The sequence below is a fragment of the Ferrovibrio sp. GW821-FHT12B10 genome (assembly GCF_058807515.1).
On record NZ_JBXAQT010000001.1, the window covers coordinates 2,809,041 to 2,830,948 of the forward strand.

At 64.7% G+C, this 21,908-nt stretch carries 24 protein-coding genes; 17 read left to right on the forward strand and 7 right to left on the reverse strand.

The window, feature by feature from the left end:
- Nucleotides 1–50: 50 nt before the first annotated feature.
- Nucleotides 51–3,374 (reverse strand): EAL domain-containing protein, encoded by a 3,324-nt coding sequence (locus tag AC1RRT_RS14180; RefSeq protein WP_493014457.1) that lies wholly within the window; start codon nucleotides 3,372–3,374, stop codon nucleotides 51–53.
- Between the two features lie 231 nt (nucleotides 3,375–3,605).
- On the opposite strand from AC1RRT_RS14180, the gene coxB reads away from it, so the two are divergent.
- From coxB to AC1RRT_RS14240, 12 genes are all read left to right on the forward strand, one after another.
- On the forward strand, nucleotides 3,606–4,478 hold the full coding sequence (gene coxB / locus AC1RRT_RS14185; protein ID WP_493014458.1) for a cytochrome c oxidase subunit II: 873 nt from the start codon (nucleotides 3,606–3,608) through the stop codon (nucleotides 4,476–4,478).
- 27 nt (nucleotides 4,479–4,505) lie between these two features.
- Nucleotides 4,506–6,125, forward strand: coding sequence for a cytochrome c oxidase subunit I (gene ctaD, locus AC1RRT_RS14190; RefSeq protein WP_493014459.1), 1,620 nt, complete (start codon nucleotides 4,506–4,508; stop codon nucleotides 6,123–6,125).
- A 109-nt stretch (nucleotides 6,126–6,234) separates the two neighbouring features.
- Complete coding sequence (locus AC1RRT_RS14195) at nucleotides 6,235–7,110, forward strand: heme o synthase (protein WP_493015177.1); 876 nt, start codon at nucleotides 6,235–6,237, stop codon at nucleotides 7,108–7,110.
- A 5-nt stretch (nucleotides 7,111–7,115) separates the two neighbouring features.
- Nucleotides 7,116–7,244, forward strand: coding sequence for a cytochrome c oxidase system small membrane protein (locus tag AC1RRT_RS14200; RefSeq protein WP_493014460.1), 129 nt, complete (start codon nucleotides 7,116–7,118; stop codon nucleotides 7,242–7,244).
- Complete coding sequence (locus AC1RRT_RS14205; protein WP_493014461.1) at nucleotides 7,241–7,834, forward strand: cytochrome c oxidase assembly protein; 594 nt, start codon at nucleotides 7,241–7,243, stop codon at nucleotides 7,832–7,834. The genes AC1RRT_RS14200 and AC1RRT_RS14205 overlap by 4 nt, the downstream gene beginning before the upstream one ends.
- A gap of 23 nt (nucleotides 7,835–7,857) precedes the next feature.
- Nucleotides 7,858–8,667, forward strand: coding sequence for a cytochrome c oxidase subunit 3 (locus AC1RRT_RS14210; protein WP_493014462.1), 810 nt, complete (start codon nucleotides 7,858–7,860; stop codon nucleotides 8,665–8,667).
- 95 nt (nucleotides 8,668–8,762) lie between these two features.
- Entirely contained in the window at nucleotides 8,763–9,062 is a 300-nt protein-coding gene (locus AC1RRT_RS14215; protein WP_493014463.1) for a DUF983 domain-containing protein, read from the forward strand.
- 3 nt (nucleotides 9,063–9,065) lie between these two features.
- Nucleotides 9,066–9,797, forward strand: coding sequence for an SURF1 family protein (locus AC1RRT_RS14220; RefSeq protein ID WP_493014464.1), 732 nt, complete (start codon nucleotides 9,066–9,068; stop codon nucleotides 9,795–9,797).
- Between the two features lie 6 nt (nucleotides 9,798–9,803).
- Nucleotides 9,804–11,294, forward strand: coding sequence for a carboxypeptidase M32 (locus tag AC1RRT_RS14225; protein ID WP_493014465.1), 1,491 nt, complete (start codon nucleotides 9,804–9,806; stop codon nucleotides 11,292–11,294).
- Nucleotides 11,295–11,302: 8 nt separating this feature from the next.
- Nucleotides 11,303–12,715, forward strand: a complete 1,413-nt coding sequence (gene thrC / locus AC1RRT_RS14230; RefSeq protein WP_493014466.1) for a threonine synthase — start codon at nucleotides 11,303–11,305, stop codon at nucleotides 12,713–12,715.
- Nucleotides 12,712–13,974, forward strand: coding sequence for a M16 family metallopeptidase (locus AC1RRT_RS14235; protein ID WP_493014467.1), 1,263 nt, complete (start codon nucleotides 12,712–12,714; stop codon nucleotides 13,972–13,974). The genes thrC and AC1RRT_RS14235 overlap by 4 nt, the downstream gene beginning before the upstream one ends.
- Before the next feature lie 29 nt (nucleotides 13,975–14,003).
- Nucleotides 14,004–14,609 carry a GNAT family N-acetyltransferase gene (locus AC1RRT_RS14240; protein ID WP_493014468.1) on the forward strand — a complete coding sequence of 202 codons (606 nt, stop codon included), beginning with the start codon at nucleotides 14,004–14,006 and terminating at the stop codon, nucleotides 14,607–14,609.
- 16 nt (nucleotides 14,610–14,625) lie between these two features.
- Here AC1RRT_RS14240 and AC1RRT_RS14245 read toward each other — a convergent pair whose 3' ends face one another.
- Entirely contained in the window at nucleotides 14,626–15,213 is a 588-nt protein-coding gene (locus AC1RRT_RS14245; protein ID WP_492980388.1) for a YqgE/AlgH family protein, read from the reverse strand.
- Between the two features lie 108 nt (nucleotides 15,214–15,321).
- Between AC1RRT_RS14245 and AC1RRT_RS14250 the strand changes: the two genes are divergently transcribed.
- Both AC1RRT_RS14250 and AC1RRT_RS14255 read left to right on the forward strand, forming a co-directional pair.
- Nucleotides 15,322–16,119 carry a protein-disulfide reductase DsbD domain-containing protein gene (locus AC1RRT_RS14250; protein ID WP_493014469.1) on the forward strand — a complete coding sequence of 266 codons (798 nt, stop codon included), beginning with the start codon at nucleotides 15,322–15,324 and terminating at the stop codon, nucleotides 16,117–16,119.
- A 143-nt stretch (nucleotides 16,120–16,262) separates the two neighbouring features.
- On the forward strand, nucleotides 16,263–16,745 hold the full coding sequence (locus AC1RRT_RS14255) for a peroxiredoxin (RefSeq protein WP_493014470.1): 483 nt from the start codon (nucleotides 16,263–16,265) through the stop codon (nucleotides 16,743–16,745).
- A gap of 33 nt (nucleotides 16,746–16,778) precedes the next feature.
- Here AC1RRT_RS14255 and rnhA read toward each other — a convergent pair whose 3' ends face one another.
- From rnhA to ispH, 3 genes are read right to left on the reverse strand one after another with little or no spacing between them, the layout of a single operon-like run.
- Complete coding sequence (gene rnhA / locus AC1RRT_RS14260) at nucleotides 16,779–17,264, reverse strand: ribonuclease HI (protein ID WP_493014471.1); 486 nt, start codon at nucleotides 17,262–17,264, stop codon at nucleotides 16,779–16,781.
- A gap of 2 nt (nucleotides 17,265–17,266) precedes the next feature.
- Nucleotides 17,267–18,256 (reverse strand): homoserine kinase, encoded by a 990-nt coding sequence (locus AC1RRT_RS14265; RefSeq protein WP_493014472.1) that lies wholly within the window; start codon nucleotides 18,254–18,256, stop codon nucleotides 17,267–17,269.
- A 12-nt stretch (nucleotides 18,257–18,268) separates the two neighbouring features.
- Nucleotides 18,269–19,228, reverse strand: coding sequence for a 4-hydroxy-3-methylbut-2-enyl diphosphate reductase (gene ispH / locus AC1RRT_RS14270; RefSeq protein WP_493014473.1), 960 nt, complete (start codon nucleotides 19,226–19,228; stop codon nucleotides 18,269–18,271).
- Nucleotides 19,229–19,443: 215 nt separating this feature from the next.
- Between ispH and AC1RRT_RS14275 the strand changes: the two genes are divergently transcribed.
- Nucleotides 19,444–19,992: a hypothetical protein gene (locus tag AC1RRT_RS14275; protein WP_493014474.1), complete on the forward strand. Its 549-nt coding sequence runs from the start codon at nucleotides 19,444–19,446 to the stop codon at nucleotides 19,990–19,992.
- Here the strand turns inward: AC1RRT_RS14275 and AC1RRT_RS14280 are convergent.
- A complete protein-coding gene (locus AC1RRT_RS14280; protein ID WP_493014475.1) occupies nucleotides 19,889–20,254 on the reverse strand; it encodes a CD15/CS22/SEF14 family fimbrial major subunit in 366 nt (121 codons plus the stop codon). The genes AC1RRT_RS14275 and AC1RRT_RS14280 overlap by 104 nt on opposite strands.
- On the opposite strand from AC1RRT_RS14280, the gene AC1RRT_RS14285 reads away from it, so the two are divergent.
- Nucleotides 20,253–20,549, forward strand: coding sequence for a 2OG-Fe(II) oxygenase (locus AC1RRT_RS14285; protein ID WP_493014476.1), 297 nt, complete (start codon nucleotides 20,253–20,255; stop codon nucleotides 20,547–20,549). The two genes, AC1RRT_RS14280 and AC1RRT_RS14285, sit on opposite strands and share 2 nt — an antisense overlap.
- 27 nt (nucleotides 20,550–20,576) lie before the next feature.
- Nucleotides 20,577–21,560: a YeiH family protein gene (locus tag AC1RRT_RS14290; protein WP_493014477.1), complete on the forward strand. Its 984-nt coding sequence runs from the start codon at nucleotides 20,577–20,579 to the stop codon at nucleotides 21,558–21,560.
- Here AC1RRT_RS14290 and AC1RRT_RS14295 read toward each other — a convergent pair.
- Nucleotides 21,543–21,878 carry a winged helix-turn-helix transcriptional regulator gene (locus tag AC1RRT_RS14295; RefSeq protein WP_493014478.1) on the reverse strand — a complete coding sequence of 112 codons (336 nt, stop codon included), beginning with the start codon at nucleotides 21,876–21,878 and terminating at the stop codon, nucleotides 21,543–21,545. The genes AC1RRT_RS14290 and AC1RRT_RS14295 overlap by 18 nt on opposite strands.
- Between the last annotated feature and the right edge of the window lie 30 nt (nucleotides 21,879–21,908).

Sequence of the window (21,908 nt, forward strand, 5' to 3'; positions counted from 1 at the left end):
GGCGTCGGGGTTAAGGAAAATACAGCCCCGATACGCAGGTCCCGGCGAGTTTACCGGCGGCGTCTGTCGCTGGTTCTCAGCAGGGCGGTGATCTCGGCCGGCGGGACCGGCTTGCTGATCAGGTAGCCCTGCAGTTCGCTGCAGCCGACGCCGCGCAGGAAATCGCGCTGGGCCGGGGTTTCCACACCCTCGGCCACCACCGGCAGATCGAGACCGTTGGCCATACCGATCATGGCGCGCACCAGCGCGATGTCGCGGTCATTGCCGGGCAGGTCGGCGATGAAGGCGCGGTCGAGCTTGATCTTGCGGATCGGCAGCCGCTGAATGTAGCTCAAGGACGAATAGCCGGTGCCGAAGTCGTCCAGCGCCGCGTCGATGCCGATCTCGGCCAGCTCGCGGATCGCCTGCACGGTGGCTTCCATGTTCTGGATCGCGGCCTGCTCGGTGATCTCGATGCCGAGGAAGGGGATCAGCTCTGGTTCCTCGGCCGCCATTTTGCGGAAATGGGCGGGCAGGTCGTCGCGGATGAACTGCTGGCCCGATACATTGACGAAGACGCGGCGCGGCTCGACGCCGTCGCGCAGCCAGGCACGGATCTGGTCCGACACATGGGCGAAGACCCAACGCGTGATCGCCACGATGGCACCGGTCTCTTCGGCCAGCGGGATGAATTCCGACGGCGATATGGCGCCAAGATCGGGATGGTGCCAGCGCAGCAGCGCCTCGATGGCGCAGATCGCGCCGCTGGTCGTCTCCACCACCGGCTGGTAGACGACATGGAATTCATTCTGCGTGATGGCGGCGTCCAGATTCATGGTCAGCCGCAGGCGACGCTCGGCCGCACGGGTCATTTCCGGGCTGTAGAAGCGGGTTGAATCGCCGCCGGCGGCGCGCACCAGCTTCATCGCCAGTTCGGCCTTGGCCAGGGCGTCGCTCATCTTCTCGGATGGATCGTCGATGATGGCGGCGCCCATGCTGACTTTCAGCGTCACCACCCGGCCCTCGACGGTAAGCGGCTTGGTCAGATGCGCATGCAGCGCCTGCGACAGGTTCAGCGCGTTGTTGAGGTCGGTGACGGCGGCCAGCGCCGCGAACTGGTCGGCGGCGATGCGGCCGACGAGCGCCTCGCGCGGCAGCACTTCAGCTAGGCGTTCGGCGGTGCTTTTCAGCACGCTGTCGCCAATGTGGTAGCCGAAGCCTTCGTTGATGTCACGGAAGCCGTCCATGTCGAGGTTGAACAGCACCCACAGGCCGCCATCGAGGCGGTGCTGGGCGCCCAGCATGCGTTCGGTCTCGGCGATCAGGCTGGCGCGGTTGAGAATCCCGGTCAGCGGATCGTTACGGCTGGCGAATTCGGCGCGGAGCTCGACGTCGCGGCGATCGGAGATGTCGCGCACGATGCCGACAAAGCCGGCGCCGTTCTCGCCGCTGTATTCGCCGACACTCAGATGGATCGGGAAAATCTCGCCCGACTTCTTGCGGCCCAGCGTGTCGCGGCCCAGCCCCAGGATCTTGGCGCGCTTGGTGGTGAGGTAGTTGCGCACATAAGAGTCGTGGCCCGAGCGGAACGGCTCGGGCATCAGGATTTTCACATTCTGGCCAACCAGCTCGTCGGGCTGATAGCCGAACATCTGGGCGCAGGTATCGCTGACGCTGACCAGCAGCCCCTGGCCGTCGATGCTGAGCACGCCCTCGTTCATGGTGGCGAGCAGGGCGCGCAGCGTGTCGCCGAGGCCGCCTTCATGGGTGCTGGCGGGTTCGGAAACACGGCGGACCGGTGCTACAGCGGCCGGCGGCGGTTCGGGCGGCAGCGGCGCGATGGCCGGCTGTTCCGGTGGCGTCCAGTTGTCGTCGACATCCGACAGCATACGCCAGGCGGGGAAGGTCATCTGCGCCTGGGTGCCGCTGCCGATGGTGCTGCTCAGCATCAGCGAGCCGCCATGCAGCTCCATCAGCCGCTTGCTGATCGACAGACCAAGGCCGGTGCCGCCATGCTGGCGCGCCACTTCAGCTTTGGCGAGCTGGAAGGGCTCGAAGATGTGCTCCAGCCGTTCGGGCGGAATGCCGATGCCGGTATCGACCACAGTCAGCGCCGGCGTACCGTCGGGCAGTTGGCGGAAGATCACATCGATGGTGCCGCCGCCGGGCGTGAACTTCACGGCGTTGCCCAGCAGGTTGATCAGCACCTGCTTGACCACGCGCTCGTCGGCGCGCAACTGCGGCAGGGTTTCGGGCGACAGGTTGCGTAAGCTAATGCCGCCGCGCTCGGCCTGCGGCCGCACCATGGTCAGTGCCGAGGTGATGACGGCCGAGAGATCGACGGCCTTTTCGTCGAGCGCGTAATAGCCGGCCTCGATGCGCGACATGTCGAGAATGTCGCCGATCAACGCCAGCAGATGGGTGCCCGAGCCGTTGATGTCGCGCGCATAGTCGACGTAGCGAGGCACGCCGACCGACCCGAACATCTGGTCGCGGATGATTTCCGAGAAGCCGATGATGGCATTCAGTGGCGTGCGCAGCTCATGGCTCATATTGGCCAGGAACTGGCTTTTGGCCCGGCTGGCCTCCTCGGCCTGACGTAATGCTGCCTCGATGCGGCGCTGCTGGCGGTACTGCTCGGTGATGTCGCGGCCCGAGCCGCGATAGCCCATGAACCTTCCGTTGGCGTCGAAAACCGGCTTACCGTTGATCTCGATCCACAGCTCGTTGCCGGTGTTGATCGAGCAGTAGCGGAAGCCGCGGAACGGCTCGTGGCGGTCGAGCTGGCGGCGATGTTCGTCCCAGAACAGCAAGTCGGCCTCGGAATCGCCCTGGACGGCGACTTCCCAGCGGCAGCGCCCCAGGAACAGCGCCCGGAGTGCGGTGGTATGGGTGGCCGAGGATTCGGAAATCCAGGTGAACTTGTGATCGGAATCGGTTTCCCAGAACCAGTCCGAGGCCAGTTCGGCAAAGTCGCGCAGCTTGTATTCGGCCACCTGGAGGGCGACCTGGTGCATCTTTTCCGGGGTGCTGGCCTCGGCGATCACCATCAGGCCGGCGACGCGGCCGTCATTGTCATTGAGCGGGGCGACCGTCAGCCCCTGGCAAAGCCAGCCATTGGCCCAGCGGATCAGGGTGTTGCCGATCTGGCGGCGGCCTTCCCGGCGGGTGGTGTCGAGCAGCTCGCGCACCTTGTCGACTTCGCCCAAGGCAAAGCCCGCCGACAGGCCCTGACCGGTCAGGGCTTCGGCGTTCATCTCCGTCAACGCGGCATAAGCGGTGTTGCAAGACACGTATCGGTAGTCATCGCCGGGACCGTATTCTACCGTGAATGCGGGCCGGTCGAGCCAGTCGAGTATGTCCTGCGTCAGTTTCCGCTGGTTCGGATCGAGCATGCCTCAGGCCCCCGGGAAAGGGCAGATTAGGGGGCTGGTCGCGATGGCGCAAGCGCAAGCCAAATCAATGCTTAAGGGGGTGGTTCGGGGGCTTCCGGGGGCGGAGCGACAAATCGTCGCAGAATGCCCTCCGACCGCCGCCGGCAGACTGGGCGACCGGCAAGGGCCGGTGTATGGTCCGGCCACGAAATAGAGTCAGACTCCCAAGTCATTAAGCGAGGGTATTGAACGATGGGGTGGAATTCGTTTGCGGCCGTCCGCTGGGCCGCCCGCCGTGTTGCGGCTGTGGCCGCGTTTGTCGCCATGCTTCCGGCTGCCGCCATGGCCGCCGAGCAGACGCCGGGCCTGCCGGCTCCGTGGCTCCTGGGCATGCAGCCCGCCGTGAGCCCGGTCGCGCGGGACATGCACACTTTCCATGACCTGCTGATGTGGGTCATCACCCTGATCACGCTCTTCGTGCTGGCACTGCTGGTCTACGTGGTGATCCGCTTCCGCGCGAGCGCCAACCCGGTGCCGTCGAAGACCTCGCACAACACGCTGATCGAAGTGCTGTGGACCGTGGTGCCGATCCTGATCCTGATCGTGATCGCGGTGCCGTCCTTCAAGCTGCTGTATTTCGGCGACAAGACCAAGAATGCCGAGCTGACCATCAAGGCGATCGGCAAGCAGTGGTACTGGTCCTACGAATATCCGGACAACGGCAACTTCACCTTCGATGCCGCCATCATTCCGGAAAACGAGATCAAGGCCGGCCAGCACCGCCTGCTGGAGACCGACAACATCGTCGTCGTTCCGGTCGACACCAACATTCGCCTGCTGGTCACTGCCGCCGACGTCATCCACGCCTGGGCCATGCCGGCCTTCGGCGTGAAGAAGGACGCCGTGCCGGGCCGCACCAACGAGACCTGGTTCCGCGCCGAACGCGAAGGCACCTATTACGGCCAGTGCTCGGAAATCTGCGGCGCCTATCACGGCTACATGCCGATCAAGGTGCAGGTCGTTTCCAAGGCTGCCTACGCCAAGTGGGCCGAGGAAGCCAAGCAGAAATTCGCCACTGTCGACGGTGTGTCGCCGCGTCTCGCCGACGCGCGCGTCGCCCAGTAATCGCATCAGATAGAGTAGGGGAACGTCATGGCTCAGGCTCACGCCCACGCGGCCCACGACCATCACGATGATCATCATCTGCCGACCGGCTGGCGTCGATGGATGTATTCGACCAACCATAAGGACATCGGCACGCTGTACCTGATCTTCGCCGTCATGGCGGGTCTGATCGGCGGCTTCTTCTCGGTGCTGATGCGCGCCGAGCTGATGAATCCGGGCGACGGCATCCTCGCCGGCAACCACCACCTGTTCAACGTGCTGGTCACCGGCCACGGCCTGATCATGATCTTCTTCATGGTCATGCCCGCGATGATCGGCGGCTTCGGCAACTGGTTCGTGCCGCTGATGATCGGCGCGCCGGACATGGCCTTCCCGCGCATGAACAACATTTCCTTCTGGCTGCTGATCCCCTCCTTCGGTTGCCTGCTGCTCTCCACCGTGGTGGAAGGCCCGGCTGGCGGTCTCGGCATGGGCGGCGGCTGGACGATCTATCCGCCGCTGTCGTCGGATGTCGGCCATCCCGGCCCGGCCGTCGGCTTCGCCATCCTGAGCCTGCACATCGCGGGCGCGTCCTCGATCCTGGGCGCGATCAACTTCATCACCACCATCTTCAACATGCGCGCGCCGGGCATGACCCTGCACAAGATGCCGCTGTTCGTTTGGTCGGTGCTGATCACCGCCTTCCTGCTGCTGCTGTCGCTGCCAGTTCTGGCCGGCGGCATCACCATGCTGCTGACCGACCGCTACTTCGGCACCTCGTTCTTCAAGCCCGATGGCGGCGGCGACCCGATCCTGTTCCAGCATCTGTTCTGGTTCTTCGGCCATCCCGAAGTGTACATCCTGATCCTGCCGGGCTTCGGTATCATCAGCCAGATCATCTCGACCTTCTCGAAGAAGCCGGTGTTTGGCTATCTCGGCATGGCCTACGCCATGGTCGCCATCGGCGTCGTCGGTTTCGTCGTCTGGGCGCACCACATGTACACCGTGGGTCTGGACGTCGACACGCGCGCCTACTTCACCGCTGCCACCATGGTGATCGCGGTGCCGACCGGCGTGAAGATTTTCTCGTGGATCGCGACGATGTGGGGTGGCTCGATCCGCTTCACCGTGCCGATGCTGTTCGCCATCGGCTTCATCTTCCTGTTCACGGTCGGCGGCGTCACCGGCGTCGTGCTGGCGAATGCCGGCGTCGATACCTACCTGCATGACACCTATTACGTGGTGGCGCATTTCCACTACGTGCTCAGCCTCGGCGCCGTGTTCGCCATCTTTGCCGGCTTCTACTACTGGTTCGGCAAGATGTCGGGTTACGAGCTGAGCGAGACCGCCGGCAAGATTCACTTCTGGACCACCTTCATCGGCGTGAACCTGCTGTTCTTCCCGATGCATTTCCTCGGCCTGCAGGGCATGCCGCGTCGTATCCCGGATTATCCGGATGCCTTCGCCGGCTGGAACTACGTCGCTTCGATCGGCGCCTATATCGCCTTCGCCTCGACGCTGTTCTTTGTGGGTTCGGTGATCGTGGCCTTCGTTCGCAAGAAGAAGGTCGGTGACAATCCGTGGGGTGAAGGTGCGACCACGCTCGAGTGGACCCTGACCTCGCCGCCGCCGTTCCACCAGTACGAAAAGCTTCCGGTCATCAAGTAAGGCCGGAGTTCTCGGGAGTCATCGGTTGTCCGACGCGAGCTACATCTCACAGCGTAACGAGGCCGGCAATGCCGGCCTCGATGCTGCCTATGCCCAGTCTGGGCATAGCATGGCTGGCGAGGCCCGTCCGGCCGACTATCTCGCGCTGCTGAAGCCGCGCGTGATGTCGCTGGTGGTCTTCACCGGCCTGGTCGGCATGGTGCTCGCGCCCGGCCATCTGCATCCCACCCTGGCGATCACGGCGCTGCTCTGCATCGCCATCGGTGCCGGCGCTTCCGGCGCCATCAATATGTGGTACGACGCCGATATCGACGCGGTGATGCAGCGTACACAGGGTCGCCCGATCCCGCAGGGCCGTGTCACCCGCGAGGAAGCGCTCGGCTTCGGCGTGGTGCTGTCGGTTGCCTCGGTGCTGGTGATGGCGCTGGCCGTCAACTGGGCTGCCGCCGCCATCCTGGCGCTGACCATTGGCTTCTACGTCTTCGTCTACACCATGTGGCTGAAGCGCCGCACGCCGCAGAACATCGTGATCGGTGGCGCCGCCGGCGCTTTCCCGCCGATGATCGGCTGGGCCGCCGTCACCGGCGATCTCAGCCTGCTGCCGGTGCTGCTGTTCGCCATCATCTTCATGTGGACGCCGCCGCATTTCTGGGCGCTGGCGCTCTATCGCTCGGACGATTACGCCCGCGCCGGCGTGCCGATGCTGCCGGTCGTGGCCGGCGAGCGCGAAACCCGCCGCCAGATCCTGATCTACAGCCTGCTGCTGGTGCCGCTGACGCTGAGTCCCTGGGCCCTCAATCTCGCCGGCCCGCTCTATGGCGTCGTCACCGCCGTGCTGGGCGCGATCTTCCTGGCGCTGGCCGTGCGCATCTGGCGCGGCACCGGTGACCGCGCCGCCAAGCATATGTTCGCCTATTCGATCCTCTACCTGTTCCTGCTGTTCGCCCTTCTGCTGGCTGAACACAGCCTCGGCTGGGGTGCATGACAGCCATGGCGCAGAACGATGATCGCAAGCGCCGCCGGGCGCGCAATATCGCATTGGGCCTGGTTTTGGGCGCGCTGGCGGTGCTGTTCTATTTCATCACCATCGCCAAGATGACGGGGGTTCATCCCTCATGAGCTTGACCCGCGAACAGCAGCGCAAGAACCGTCGCGTGGCATTTGCCTGCGTGGCCGTGTTCGCCGGCATGGTCGGGCTGTCGTTCGCCTCGGCGCCGCTTTATGACATGTTCTGCCGCATGACCGGGTTCGCCGGCACGCCGCTGCGCGCCAAGGCGGCGCCGGGCGTGACCGATCCCGACGAGGCGACCGTCACCGTGCGTTTCAATGCCGATGTCGCGCCGGGCATGCCGTGGAAGTTCCAGCCGGTGCAGCGCGAAGTGACGGTGAAGCCGGGCGAAGAGACGCTGATCTTCTACCGCGCCACCAATCCGACGGCGCGCGCCGTCTCGGGTCAGGCCAGCTTCAACGTCACGCCGGAAAAGATCGGCCAGTATTTCAACAAGATCGCCTGCTTCTGCTTCGAGGAGCAGGTGCTCCAGGCCGGTCAGAGCGTCGACATGCCCGTCTCCTTCTTCGTCGATCCGGAGATTCTCAAGGATCCGAAGACGCGTGACGTCACGCAGATCACATTGAGCTACACCTTCTTCCGCAAGCCGGAAGAATCCCGAGTTTCCGACCGCGGCAACGCGGCCGGTTCAACCAACTAGCGTTTGTAACCAGGGGGTCTGACATGGCCAGTAGTGCCCGCAACCACGATTATCATCTCGTCGATCCGAGCCCGTGGCCGTTCATCGGTTCGATGGGCGCCTTCGCGCTGGCGATCGGTTCGGTCTATGCCTTCCATGGCCACAGCTACCTGTGGACCGTCCCTGGTCTGGCGATCGTGCTCTACACGATGGCCGCCTGGTGGCGCGACGTCATCAAGGAAGCCGAGCATGACGGCCACCACACCCCGGTGGTGCAGCTGCATCTGCGCTACGGCATGGTGATGTTCATCGCTTCCGAAGTGATGTTCTTCGTCGCCTGGTTCTGGGCCTATTTCGGCGCGGCGCTGTATCCGACCGAAGCCATTGGCCACCAGTGGCCGCCGGCGACGATCGAGACCTTCAATCCGTGGGAACTGCCCTTCGTCAACACGCTGATCCTGCTGCTCTCGGGCACCACGGTCACCTGGGCGCATCACGCGCTGCTGCATAACGACCGCAAGGGTCTGGTGCAGGGCCTGACCCTGACCGTGATCCTGGGTGTGCTGTTCACCGCTTGCCAGGCCTTCGAGTACAGCCATGCCGCCTTCGGCTTCAAGGACGGCATCTATGCCTCGACCTTCTACATGGCGACCGGCTTCCACGGCTTCCATGTGATCGTCGGTACCATCTTCCTGCTGGTCTGCCTGCTCCGCGCCATGAAGGGCCACTTCAAGCCGGATCATCACTTCGGCTTCGAAGCTGCCGCCTGGTACTGGCACTTCGTCGACGTGGTGTGGCTGTTCCTGTTCACCGCCATCTACTGGTGGGGTTCGGGTGCGCCGGCCGCCCATTGAGTAAAAACCAACCGATAGCGGGGGCCTACTATCCTCCGCTATCGCCGTTCTCGACGGGGCTTCGCTGTCGCTGTCCGCGATGTGGCGAAGCCCCGTTGTTCGATGGGCTGCTGACGGTCAAACCGCGCTGCCCGTCCTGCGACCTGGATTACGCCACGGTCGATTCCGGCGACGGGCCGGCAGTCTTCGTCATCCTGATCCTCGGCTTCATCGTCGTCGGCCTGGCGCTGTGGGTCGAGTTGCGCTTCCAGCCGCCGATGTGGTTGCATCTGGCGCTCTGGACCCCACTTATCCTGGGCGGCGCCATCGGCATGCTGCGTCCCTTCAAGGGCGTGCTGATCGCGCTGCAGTTCCGCCACAAGGCGTCGTCCCATATCGAATTGCTGGATGAGTAACCCGTGAGAATCTTCGGTTTCCGGCCGGCCTTCTGGCCGACCATGTTCACCATTCCCGCCCTGATCCTGCTGCTTTTCCTGGGCAGCTGGCAGGTGCAGCGCCTGATGTGGAAACTGGATCTGATCGCGAGCGCCGAGGAAGGCCTGCGCGCGCCCCCGGTGCAGCTGCCTGCCGGTGCGCTGGATGCCGATGCCTGGCATTTTCGCCGCGTGACCGTGAAGGGCGTGTTCGACCACGCGAAGGAAGCCCATCTGCTGGCGCATTCCGAGCGCGGCAATTTCGGCTACCACGTCATCACGCCGCTCAAGCGCAGCGATGCACCTGGCTGGGTGCTGGTCAGCCGCGGCTGGGTGCCGGCCGAGGACAAGGACCCGGCGCGCCGACTGCCGGGCCAGGTGACGGGCGAGCAGACCATCACTGGCATCGGCCATGCGCCCTGGGGCAAGGGCTGGTTCACCCCCGACAACGATCTGGTCCGGAACCTGTGGTATTACGGCGACGCCGCCGGGATGCTGAAGGCGGCCGGCATCACCGATGCGCCGGTGCTGTTCGTCGATGCCGATGCCTCGGTCATCGTGCCGGGCGAATGGCCCCGGGCCGGCCATACCCGGGTCACCTTCACCAACAATCATCTGGCCTATGCCTTCACCTGGTATAGCGGTGCCGTGGTGCTGCTGGTCATTTATGTGCTATGGCATCGGCGGCGGGAACGCGACGCTGGCAACAAGGCATAAACGTCCATGAAGCGCTACAAGGCTCTGGAGCAGCAGTTCCGCCGCATCGGCGCCGTGAATGGTGCGTTGGCCATGCTGGGCTGGGACCAGTCCACCATGATGCCGGAAGGCGGCGCTCGTTCGCGCGCCGAACAGATGGCGACGCTCAGCGTGCTGCGCCATGAATGGATCACCGATCCAAAACTGGGCGAGCTGCTCAGTGAAGCAAATGCCCAGAAGAAACAGCTGAACCAGTGGCAGAAGGCCAACCTGCGCGAAATGCAGCGCCAGTGGCGCCATGCCACCGCGGTGTCGTCCAAGCTGGTCGAGGCGCGCTCCAAGGCGGCGATGGCCTGCGAGATGGTCTGGCGCAAGGCCCGCCAGAACGATGACTTCAAGAGCTTCGCAAAGGCCTTCAAGCCGGTGCTGGAGCTGACCCGCGAGGCGGCCGCCGCGAAATCCGCGGCCTTCGGTCTCAGCGAGTATGATGCGTTGCTGGATGAATACGAACCCGGCGGCCGCTCGGACCACATCAACAAGCTCTTCGCCGATCTGGGCGGCTTCCTGCCCGGCTTCATCGACAAGGCGCTGGCCAAGCAGGGCAAGCGCAAGGCACCGCTCGCCTTGCAGGGGCCGTTCGCGGCCGAGACCCAGCGTGCGGTGGGCCTGAAGTTCATGAAGGCGCTTGGCTTCGACTTCAAGCATGGCCGCCTGGATGTCAGCCTGCATCCTTTCACCGGCGGTACGCCGGACGATGTGCGCATCACCACGCGCTACGAAGACGCTGATTTCACCAAGTCGCTGATGGGTGTGCTGCACGAGACCGGCCATGCGCTGTACGAACTCGGCCTGCCCAAGGCCTGGCGCGACCAGCCCGTCGGCGAGGCGCGCGGCATGGTGCTGCATGAAAGCCAGAGCCTGCTGATCGAGATGCAGGTGTGCCGCGGCCTGGAATTCCTGACCTATGCCGGGCCGGTGTTGCGCAAGGCCTTCAATGGCACGGGGGAAGCCTGGTCGGATGCCAACCTGCAGCGCATCTATGCGCGCGTGCGGCCCGACCTGATCCGCGTCGATGCCGATGAAGCCACCTATCCGGCCCATGTGATCCTGCGCTACCGCCTGGAGCAGGCGATGCTGAGCGACGACCTGCCGCTGGCCGACCTGCCGCATGCCTGGAATGACGGGATGCAGACGCTGCTCGGCGTCGACGTCCCGAATGATCGCCACGGCTGCATGCAGGACATCCACTGGGCGGTTGGTTCGATCGGTTATTTCCCAACCTACACACTCGGCGCGCTCTCTGCGGCCCAGCTGTTCGCGGCGGCGAAGGAAAAGGACAAGACGATCCTGCCGGGCATCAGTAAGGGCGACTTCAAGCCGCTGCTGCGCTGGCTGCGCGCCAATGTGCATGGCAAGGGTTCGCTGCTCACCACCGACGAACTGCTGCGCCAAGCGACCGGCAAGCCTTTGGGCACCGCCGCCTTCAAGGCGCATCTCAAAGCCCGCTACCTGAACTGAGATATCCGATGCGTTACGTCAGCACCCGTGGCCAGGCTCCGGCCCTCGATTTCGAGGGCGTGCTGCTGGCCGGCCTCGCCACCGATGGCGGCCTCTATGTGCCCGAAAGCTGGCCGCAATTCTCGGCGGCGGATTTCCGCGCCATGCGCGGGCTATCCTATGCCGAGGTCTCCTTCCGGGTGATCAAGCCCTTTGTCGGCGGCAGCATCCCCGATGCCGATCTCAAGCGCATGATCGACGAGGCCTATGCCACCTTCGGGCACAAGGCGGTCGTGCCCCTGCGCCAGAGCGGCGACAATGACTGGGTGTTGGAGCTGTTCCACGGCCCGACGCTGGCCTTCAAGGATGTGGCGCTGCAGCTGCTCGGCCGGCTGTTCGACTGGGCGCTGGCGCGCTCGGGCAAGCGCGCCACCATCGTCGGCGCCACCTCGGGCGATACCGGATCGGCCGCCATCGAAGGTTGCCGCGGCCGCGCCAACCTCGACATCTTCATCATGTTCCCGCATGGCCGCGTCTCGGATGTGCAGCGCCGGCAGATGACCACCGTCGCCGACGCGAATGTCCATGCCATCGCGCTGGAAGGCACGTTCGACGATGCCCAGGCGATGGTGAAGGCGCTCTTTAACGATGCCGCCTTCCGCGACAAAGCCGGGCTGACGGCTGTCAATTCGATCAACTGGGCCCGCGTGATGGCGCAGATCGTCTATTACGTGACGGCATCGCTCAGCCTAGGCGGCCCAGAACGTGCGCCGGCCTTCTGCGTGCCGAGTGGCAATTTCGGCGACATCTTCGCCGGGTACTGCGCCGCGAAGATGGGCCTGCCGGTGTCGAAGCTGATCGTCGCCACCAACCGCAACGATATTCTCGCGCGTTTCTTCGCGGGCGGCGACTACCGCAAGAGTGGTGTCGAGCCGACCATCAGCCCCAGCATGGACATCCAGGTGGCGAGCAATTTCGAGCGCCTGCTGTTCGACATGCATGGCCGCGATGGCGCGCAGGTGCGTCAGCTGATGAGCGATCTGGACAAGAATGGCGGCTTCTCGGTCTCGGCGAATGCCCTGGCCGAGACCAGGCAGCTGTTCGCCGCCGGCAAGGCCGACGAGGCCGCGACCAAGGCCATGCTGAAGATGGCGTTCCAGGCCGGCAACGGCCTGCTGGTCGATCCGCATACGGCCGTCGGCCTGGCGGTCGCCGCCGAGCAGCGCAAATCGCGCGCCGTACCGACCGAGGTTCCACTGGTGACCCTGGCTACCGCCGATGCCGCCAAATTCCCAGCCGCGGTCGAGGCCGCCACCGGCCAGCATCCGGCCCTGCCGCCGCGCCTGGCCGATCTTTTTGAGCGGCCCGAGCGCCAGACGGTGCTGCCCAACGATTACAGCAAGGTGCGCGATTTCATCGAAGCGCGTAGAGTGAAGGCATGACAGTTCGTATCGGTACCCTTTCCAACGGTCTGCGCGTGGTCTCCGAGGCCATGCCGCAGGTCAAGACCGTGTCTGTCGGCATCTGGGTCGACGCCGGCGCGCGCGACGAGACGCCCGAGATCAACGGCGTCGCCCATATGCTGGAGCATATGGCCTTCAAGGGCACCGAGAAGCGCTCGGCCTTGGCCATCGCCGAAGAGATCGAGGCGGTCGGCGGTCATCTGAACGCCTTCACCTCGCGCGAACAGACCGCCTATTACGCCCGCGTCATGGCCGAAGATACCGGTCTGGCGCTCGATATCCTGTCCGACATCCTGCAGCACTCGGTCTTCGACAAGGACGAGCTCGAGCGCGAGCGCGAGGTCATCATCCAGGAGATCGGCCAGTCGGAAGACACGCCCGACGACATCATTTTCGATCATCTGCAGGAAACCGCTTTCCCGGGCCAGTCGCTCGGCCGCTCGATCCTTGGCACTGTCGATCGCGTCACGGGCATGAAGCGCGAGGACCTGCAGGGCTTCCTGTCGCGCTTTTATCATGGCCCCAGTCTGGTGCTGGTCGCGGCCGGTGCTGTGGATCACGACGTGCTGATGGTCGAGGCCGAGCGCCTGCTGGGCAAGCTCAACCGCGCCGCCCGTCCAGCGCAGCAGACCGCCCTGTATGGCGGCGGCGGCGAGAAGCGTGCCGTGCGGGATCTGGAACAGGCCCATGTGGCCATTGCGCTGCCGGGTCTGGCCTACGACGATCCCGATTACTATGCCATGCAGGTCTACGCCACCGTGCTGGGCGGCGGCATGTCTTCGCGGCTGTTCCAGGAAGTGCGCGAGAAGCGCGGCCTGGCCTATTCGGTCTATGCCTATCCGGCCTCCTATCGCGACGGCGGACTGATGACCATCTATGCCGGCACCGGCGGCGAGAAGCTGCCGGAACTGATGCCGGTGCTGGCCGAGGAGTTGGGCAAGCTCTGCGGCAAGGTCGAGTCCGAGGAACTGCAGCGCGCCCGCGCGCAGCTTAAAGTTGGCCTGGTGATGTCACTGGAAAGCTCCGGCGCGCGCATCGAGCAGCTTGGCCGCCAGCTGCTGCTGTTCGGCCGCCCGCTCGATTTGGACGAGGTGCTGGCTTCGGTCGACCGCGTCGATGCTGCCGCCGTGCAGAAGGTCGCCGAACGAGTCATGCGTTCGGCCAAGCCGACAGTGGCGGCGCTTGGGCCGGTGCAGCAGCTTGAGTCTTACACGCGCTTCGCGGCGCGCTTCGGCTGACGCCAGCAGGACGGGGGAGGCGAAGCACGATGCTCTTCGGCCGCTTCCTGCCTCCGGTCAGTCCGCATCTGCATGGCGAGCGCATTTACATGCGGCCGCCCGAGATCAATGATTATGAGGCCTGGGCAACGCTGCGTGCGATCAGCCGAGAGCATCTGCAACCCTGGGAACCGACCTGGGCGGAAGATTCGCTCACCCGCGAAGGCTTTCGCCGCCGGCTTGCCTGGTTTGAACGCCTGCGCCGGCAGGAGCATGGCGAGGCCTATTTCATCTACCTGCGCCGCAATGACGGCCTGATCGGCGGCATCACATTGTCGAATATCCGCCGTGGCGCCTCGCAATGCGGCGAGCTCGGCTACTGGATCGGCAAGCCGCATGTGGGGCAGGGGCATATGACCGAAGCGCTGCGTGCCATGGCGACCCATTGCTTCGAGATGCTGAAGCTGCATCGCCTGGAAGCTGCCTGCCTGCCGGAGAACACACCGAGCCGACGCCTGCTGGCGCATGCGGGGTTTCGCGCCGAAGGCGTGCTGCGGGAATATCTGAAAATCGACGGGATCTGGCGCGATCACCAACTCTATGCACGGCTGGCGACCGATCCGGCATCCACCGCAGAGGGATCAGGAGTGGCCTGACACCAGCGGTTCCGTGTCAGGCGTGCCCTGACACACTGGCCAGCTTGGCCACATCGATACCGATCTTGCGCACGGCGCGATCCCAGAGCGTTTCCAGTTCCGGATGGAAAATCAGGTCGAAATCCGCCGGCGCTGCCAGCCAGGCGTTTTCCTGGATTTCATTATCGAGCTGCCCGGCGCCCCAGCCGGCATAGCCGAGCGCGAACAGGCTGTGCTGCGGGCCGGTGCCGCTGGCGATGGCGCGCAGCACGTCGAGCGTCGCGGTAAGGCCGATGCCGATCGACTCATCGATCTTCACGCTGCCCTGCTTCATGTAATCTGTCGAATGCAGCACGAAGCCGCGTCCGGTTTCCACCGGGCCGCCAAGGCGTACGATGATCTCGTTGTCGGTGGAAGGTTCGATCCCGAGCTGGGTCAGCAGGTTGGGAAAAGTAAGGCCGGGATAGGGCTTGTTGATCACCAGGCCCATCGCGCCTTCGGCATTGTGCGAGCACATATAGATAACCGTGCGGGCAAACCGCGGATCGCCCATGGTCGGCATGGCAATCAGCAATTGCCGCTCAAGATAGCCCGAGATCGCCTTGGCTTCGCTGCTGTCCGTCATGTGACACACTCCGGTTTCACCTGAATGTTACCCCAGCCGGTCGGCTTGTCCATACGGCCAGCCTTCCAGACCCCTTGCAATTGGCAGGCCAGAGGACAGACTCGGGTCATGAATTCCCTGATCCGCCATGCAATCCGCTGTGTCGCCCCGGTTGCTGCCGCTTTTCTTGTCATTTGGCCCTTCCAGGTGCCAGCGCAAGGGGTGCAGCTACCTTATGTTCCGGTGCGTCTGGCTTTCCTCCAGGGCAATGGAGATGAGGTGGGGCTGTCTGTCCGACTCGCGTCGGGCTGGAAGTTCTACTGGCGCACGCCGGGCGAGGGCGGCGTGCCGGCGCAGTTCGACTGGTCGTCATCGCAGAATCTCGCGCGCGCGGATGTGCAGTGGCCGGCGCCGCAACGCATCCCGCTCGGCAAGAGCGACATCTATGGCTACACCGACGAGGTCGTGCTGCCGATCCAGATCGAGCGCAGCAATCCGACTGAGCCGGTAAAGCTGCATCTCACCCTGGAATACGGTGTGTGCAAGGATATCTGCATTCTGCGCACCGACCGGCTGGAATATACGCCGGGCAAGCTGATGGCCGAGGACCTGGCGGCGCTGATCAAATGGAAGCGGCGCGTGCCGGTGGCCGCGGCTGCGGCCGATCTGCGCCTGCAGCTTCTGAAGCAGAAGCCCGACCATCTGGTCGTGGCCCTACGCAGCGCCACGCCGCTGCGCAACCCCGACCTGTTTGTGGAAGGCGCACCGGATAGCTGGTACGGGCGGCCGCAGGTGGCGCTGATGAACGATGGCCGCGAGGTGCGGTTTGAAATCCCGGCAACCCTGGCTCCGGGCGCGCTGGCCCGGCCACTGCGGCTGACGCTGGTGGAGGCAACCATGTCGGCCGAGCTGGTGGTCCAGCCCTGACTGGCCACTATCAAGGGCCAGTCATCAAGGGCCGGTGATCGGGCTGGCCGGGCCTTGTATCTGTCGCCGGGCAGGATCATTTTACCCCGGCCGTTCCCGACGGCGCAGATCGGCCAAAAGATCCAAACCAAGACGAGGAAATCATGACCATCAAGGTTGGCGACCGTATCCCCGATGCCACGCTCTATATCATGGGCGAGCAGGGTCCGCAGGCGGTGAAGGCCGCTGAGTTCTTCAAGGGCAAGAAGGTGGCGCTGTTCGCCCTGCCGGGCGCTTTCACGCCGACCTGCTCGGCCAAACACCTGCCGGGCTTCATCGAGAAGTATGACGACCTGAAGAAGAAGGGCGTGGACACCATCGCCTGCCTCTCGGTCAACGACGCCTTTGTCATGGGTGCGTGGGGCAAGGCTCAGAATGCCGGCGACAAGGTTGTGCTGCTGGCCGATGGCGCCGGCGAACTGACCAAGGCGATCGGCATGGAATTCGACCTGACCGCCCGCGGCATGGGTGTGCGTTCGCAGCGCTATTCGATGCTGGTGGATGACGGCGTGGTGAAACAGCTGAACCTGGAAAAGCCTGGTGCTTTCGAGGTGTCCGACGCGAATACCCTGTTCGGCCAGATCTAAAGCCGCAGGCAGACAACCCAAAGCCGGTCCGGTTTACCGGGCCGGCTTTTTCTTTTTCGGTTTAAAGTCGTCGCCGGCGATTTCGATGGCGGCATCGCGCGCCAGGACGTCGACGCGCTCGTTCTCGACATGCCCGTCATGGCCGCGCACCCAGTGCCAGCTCACCGTGTGGGGCAGCACGGCTTCCTCGAAGCGCTGCCACAAGTCGACATTCTTCACCGGCTTGCGGTCAGCGGTCTTCCAGCCGCGCGCCTTCCAGGAGCGCAACCAGCCGGTGGCGCCATCGATGACATAACGGCTGTCGGAATAGAGCGACACGATGCAGGGCTTTTTCAGCGCTTCGAGCGCCATGATCGCCGCCAGCAGTTCCATCCGGTTGTTGGTGGTGGCCGGATCGCCGCCGCTCATTTCTCTCTCGGTCTCGCCGTAACGCAGCAGCGCGGCCCAGCCGCCCGGGCCCGGATTGCCGAGACAGGCACCATCGGTGAAGATTTCAACACTCTGCGGTACGTCAGGCATCGTCAGCGTTCGATGCCATAGGCTGATGCGCCCAGAACCTGGCGGTGGAATTTCAGCTTCTTCCAGTATTCCAGCGGGTCCTTCGGCTTCACCAGTGCGCCCGGCACCTGGTTGAGCCAGTCATAGAGTCGGGTCAGCAGGAAGCGCAGGGCCGAGCCGCGTGCGAATAGCGGCAGGGTATGCACCTCGCCGTCGGTCAATGGACGCACGCTCTCATACCCGCCGATCAGCGCCTTGGCCTTGGTGACGTTGAAGGCGCCGTCGGCCTCGAAACACCAGGCATTCAGGCAGATGGCGAGGTCGTAGGCGAAGTAATCGTTGCAGGCGAAGTAGAAGTCGATCAGGCCGCTGAAGCTGTCGCCGACGAAGAACACGTTGTCGGGAAAGAGGTCGGCATGGATCACGCCATGCGGCAGCGGCCGGTCGCCGGCGCGGCCGGGCGTCTCGGGCCAAGCGGCCTTGAGGGAATCGTATTCTCGCGCCAGTTCCTTGCCCAGGCCGGCCAGCACGGTATCGGCCTTGTCTTCGCAGTCGGCGACCAGCCGGGCCCAGCCATCGACGCTGAGCGCATTGGGCCGGTTCATCGGGAAATCCTGGCCGGCGACATGTAGGCGCGCCATGGCCGCGCCTAGCTCCTGGCAATGACGGGCGGTTGGCTTCTTGGGCCAGACCCCGTTGAGGAAACTGATGATGGCGCAGGGACGGCCGGCCACCTCGTTCAGGGTGTTGCCGTCGCGGTCGTGCAGCGCGGTCGGGCAGGCCAGGCCTTTGCCAGCCAGATGATTCATCAGGCCGAGGAAATAGGGCAGGTCGTCGCGTTTCACCCGGCGCTCGTACAGCGTCAGGATATAACTGCCGGTCTCGGTGCCGAGCAGGTAGTTCGAATTCTCCACGCCCTCGGCGATGCCCTTGACCGAAAGCGCGCAGCCGATGTCGTAGCGCTTCAGCAGCGCATTGAGCTGGTCTTCGTCGATTTCGGTATAGACGGCCATGTGGTCGGACGATCAGGCGGCGGAAGCGTCGAGCGCGGGCGGCAATTTGAACTGCACGGCTTCGGTGGCGGTCTCGATTTCGCGGACGGTGACGGTGTAGCGCTCGCGGAAGGCGGCGATCACCTCCTCGACCAGCACTTCCGGCGCGCTGGCGCCGGCGGTGATGCCAACCGATTTCACGTCGTCGAGCGCGGCCCAGTCGATATCGGCGGCGCGCTGCACCAGCAGGGCGATGCGGCAGCCCTCGCGCTTGGCCACTTCGACCAGGCGCAGCGAATTCGACGAATTGGGCGCGCCGATCACCAGCACCGCCTCGCTATGGGCGGCGATCGCCTTCACGGCGACCTGACGGTTGGTGGTGGCGTAGCAGATATCTTCCTTCTTCGGCCCCTCGATCTGGGCGAAGCGCTGCTTCAGTGCCGTGATGATATCGGCGGTGTCGTCCACCGACAGGGTGGTCTGGGTGATATATGCCAGCGGCTCGCCGTCCTTCACCTGCAGCGTCGCCACATCGGCGATGGTTTCGATCAGCAGCACGGCATCGGGCGGCAGCTGGCCCATGGTGCCGATCACCTCGGGATGGCCGGCATGGCCGATCAGGATGATGCGGCGGCCTTCGCGATGATGGCGCTCGGCCTCGCGATGCACCTTGCTGACCAGCGGGCAGGTGGCGTCCAGATAGGACAGCTTGCGCGCCTGCGCGTCGGCGGGAACCGATTTCGGCACGCCATGAGCCGAGAAGACGACATGGGCGCCGGCTGGCACTTCATCCAGTTCGTCGACGAAGATGGCGCCCTTGGCGGCCAGGCTGTCGACCACGAAGCGGTTATGCACGATCTCGTGGCGCACATAGACCGGCGCGCCGAATCGTTCCAGGGCGCGTTCGACGATCTGGATGGCACGATCGACGCCGGCGCAGAAGCCACGCGGCGCTGCCAGGACAAGGGCGATCGAGGGACGGTCAGGGTTCATCGGTTCAAGGGTCTGGGTCGTTAATCCGCCGGGTCAGATCGCCGGCCTGGATCAACGGGTTGCGGGCCTGTCGCTTGTCTCCCCGGGGCTGCTCTTCTATACAGGGAAGCCCCGGGAAATCTGCCCGGCAAGCTAATACACTCGTCGCGTGAAGGAAAGGCCGCCATGACCCGGATGGCCGGTCCCAGCGCTCTCCCGGATGGTAACGGCTCGCCATGACCCTGCGTTTCTTCCGTTCTTCGCTGGTTGCTGTTGCTGCCGTCGGCTTGAGCATCCTGCTCGCCGGCTGCACGCGCTCGAAGCCGAACCTGCCGCCCTGCCCGAAGGTTGGCATCCTGGGCGATGCCTACAAGGGCACGCAGTATCGCGACGGCCCGGGCCGCGACCTGACCGACGTCGTCTATGACGTGCAGCTGCTCGATTACAACGGCGGCTGCAAATACGACGATCCGCAGAATGCCAAGACCGTGACCGTCACCTTCGCGCTGCAGGTGGCGGCGAGCCGCGGCCCCGCCGCGAGCGGGGCTGAAGCCCAGGTGCCGTATTTCGTTGCCGTGGTCGACAACGACAAGAACGTGCTGACGCGCGAACGTTTCGTCGCCCGCGTGCCGTTCAAGGAAGGCCAGCGCCGCGTGGTGGTGGCCGAGGACCTGGAACAGATCATTCCGCTGGCTGGTCGCCGCACCACCCAGGTGGAAATCCTGGTTGGACTGGAGCTGCCCCGCGACCAGCTGGACCGCAACCGCCAGCAACGCGGGTTCTGATGCGCCGGTTGCCGATGTTCGCCTTCCGCGGCGTCGTGCTGACCCCGCCGGAATGTGACCGCATCATCGCCCTGGCTGAAGCCGCCACCCTGCGTGAAGGTACCGTGGACGATACGCTCAGCGTGAATACGAAGGCGCGCAATTCCGCTGTCACTTTCGTGCCGCAGACGGATGGCGCCTGGATATACGATAAGGTCGTCGGGCTGTCGCTGCAGTCCAACCGCGAGCTCTGGAACTTCCAGCTCGATGGTGCCGAGCCCATGCAGATCGCCCGCTACGAGAGCGGCCAGCATTATGTCGGGCATGTCGATATCGGCCTGGAAGAACCGTTTTCGCTGCGCAAGCTCAGTGTGGTGATCCAGCTTTCGGATCCCGCCGATTACGATGGCGGCGAACTGGTGCTGTACAGCAGCGGCGAAAACACCGAGATAGCGCCACGTGAACGCGGGGCCATGACGGTGTTTCCAAGCTATACCCTGCATCAGGTGAAGCCCGTCACCCGAGGGCGCCGGTATTCGCTGGCGCATTGGATCATCGGCCGCGAACCTTTCCGCTGATCGGAATCTGTCTTGCCTGCGTTCCCCATGGACAAACTCAAGCACCCGCTGCCCGGCCTGACGGTCGCGGCCACGGTTGCGCTTGCAGTCGGCTTCATTGCCGATCATTACGGCGGCCCGCCATTCCTGCTCGCGCTGCTGCTGGGCATGGCCTTCAATTTCCTCAGCGCGGATCCGCGCGTGCGGCCGGGCATCGATCTGGCCGCGCGCAGCGTGCTGCGCATCGGCGTGGCGCTGCTCGGCATCCGCATCACGGTCGAGCGCATCGCCGATCTTGGCCCAGTGCCGGTGCTGCTGGCGATCTGTGGCGTGCTGGTGGCAATCAGCAGCGGCCTGCTGCTGGCGAAACTCGCCGGTCGCAGCCGCGCCGAAGGGCTGCTGTCCGGCGGCGCTGTCGGCATCTGCGGCGCCTCGGCGGCGATGGCGATTTCCGCCGCCCTGCCGCGCTCGCCGCAGTCCGAGCGCCTAACGCTGCTCACCGTGATCGGCGTGACGGCGCTGTCGACGGTGGCAATGATTATTTATCCGCTGCTGGCCAAGACGCTGGGCCTGACCGAAACTGCATCCGGCGTGCTGTTCGGCGCCACTATCCATGACGTGGCGCAGGTGCTGGGCGCCGGCCTTACCGTGTCGCCGCAGGCCGGCGATGTCGCCACCTTCGTCAAGCTGGTGCGCGTGGCCTGCCTGCTGCCGGTCGTCGTCGGCATCGGCCTGATCTACCGCAAGGCGGGCGAAGCCGGCACCAAGCAAACCCAGCCGCTGCTGCCGCATTTCCTCATCGGCTTTGTCGCGCTGGTGGTGCTGGGCAGCATTGTGACGCTGCCGCCGGTGCTGGTGGAGGGCGTGTCGGATGTCTCGCGCTGGTGCCTGCTGGTCGCCATCGCCGCACTCGGGGTGAAGACCTCGTTCGCGGAACTCTTCGCGCTGGGCTGGAAGCCACTCGCGCTGATCCTGGCCGAGACGGTGATTCTGCTCGCCGTCGTGCTGACCGGGCTATTGATCTTGCTCTAATTTCGCCGACCAGGCCTCGGCCCAATCCTGCAGGGCCAGCAATACCGGCATCAGCCGATGCGCCGTGGCGGTGAGCGCATAGCCGCTGCCGTCATGGTCCAGCAGTCGGGCCGCCCGCAGGTCCTTCAGCCGCTGCTGCAGCACGCTAGGCGAAACCGTCCCACAGGCCGTCTGGAGCGCCCGGAAGGTCAGGGCGCTGTCGCGCAGCTCCCACAGGATCCGCAGGCTCCAGCGCCGTCCCAGCAGGTCCAGGGCGGCCATGACCGGACGGCCGGACCGGGATCCGCGCACGGGCTGGCGGGGCAGGGGCGTCGTCATGGCGGGTCTCCGCGATTTTCGCTCTTGTGC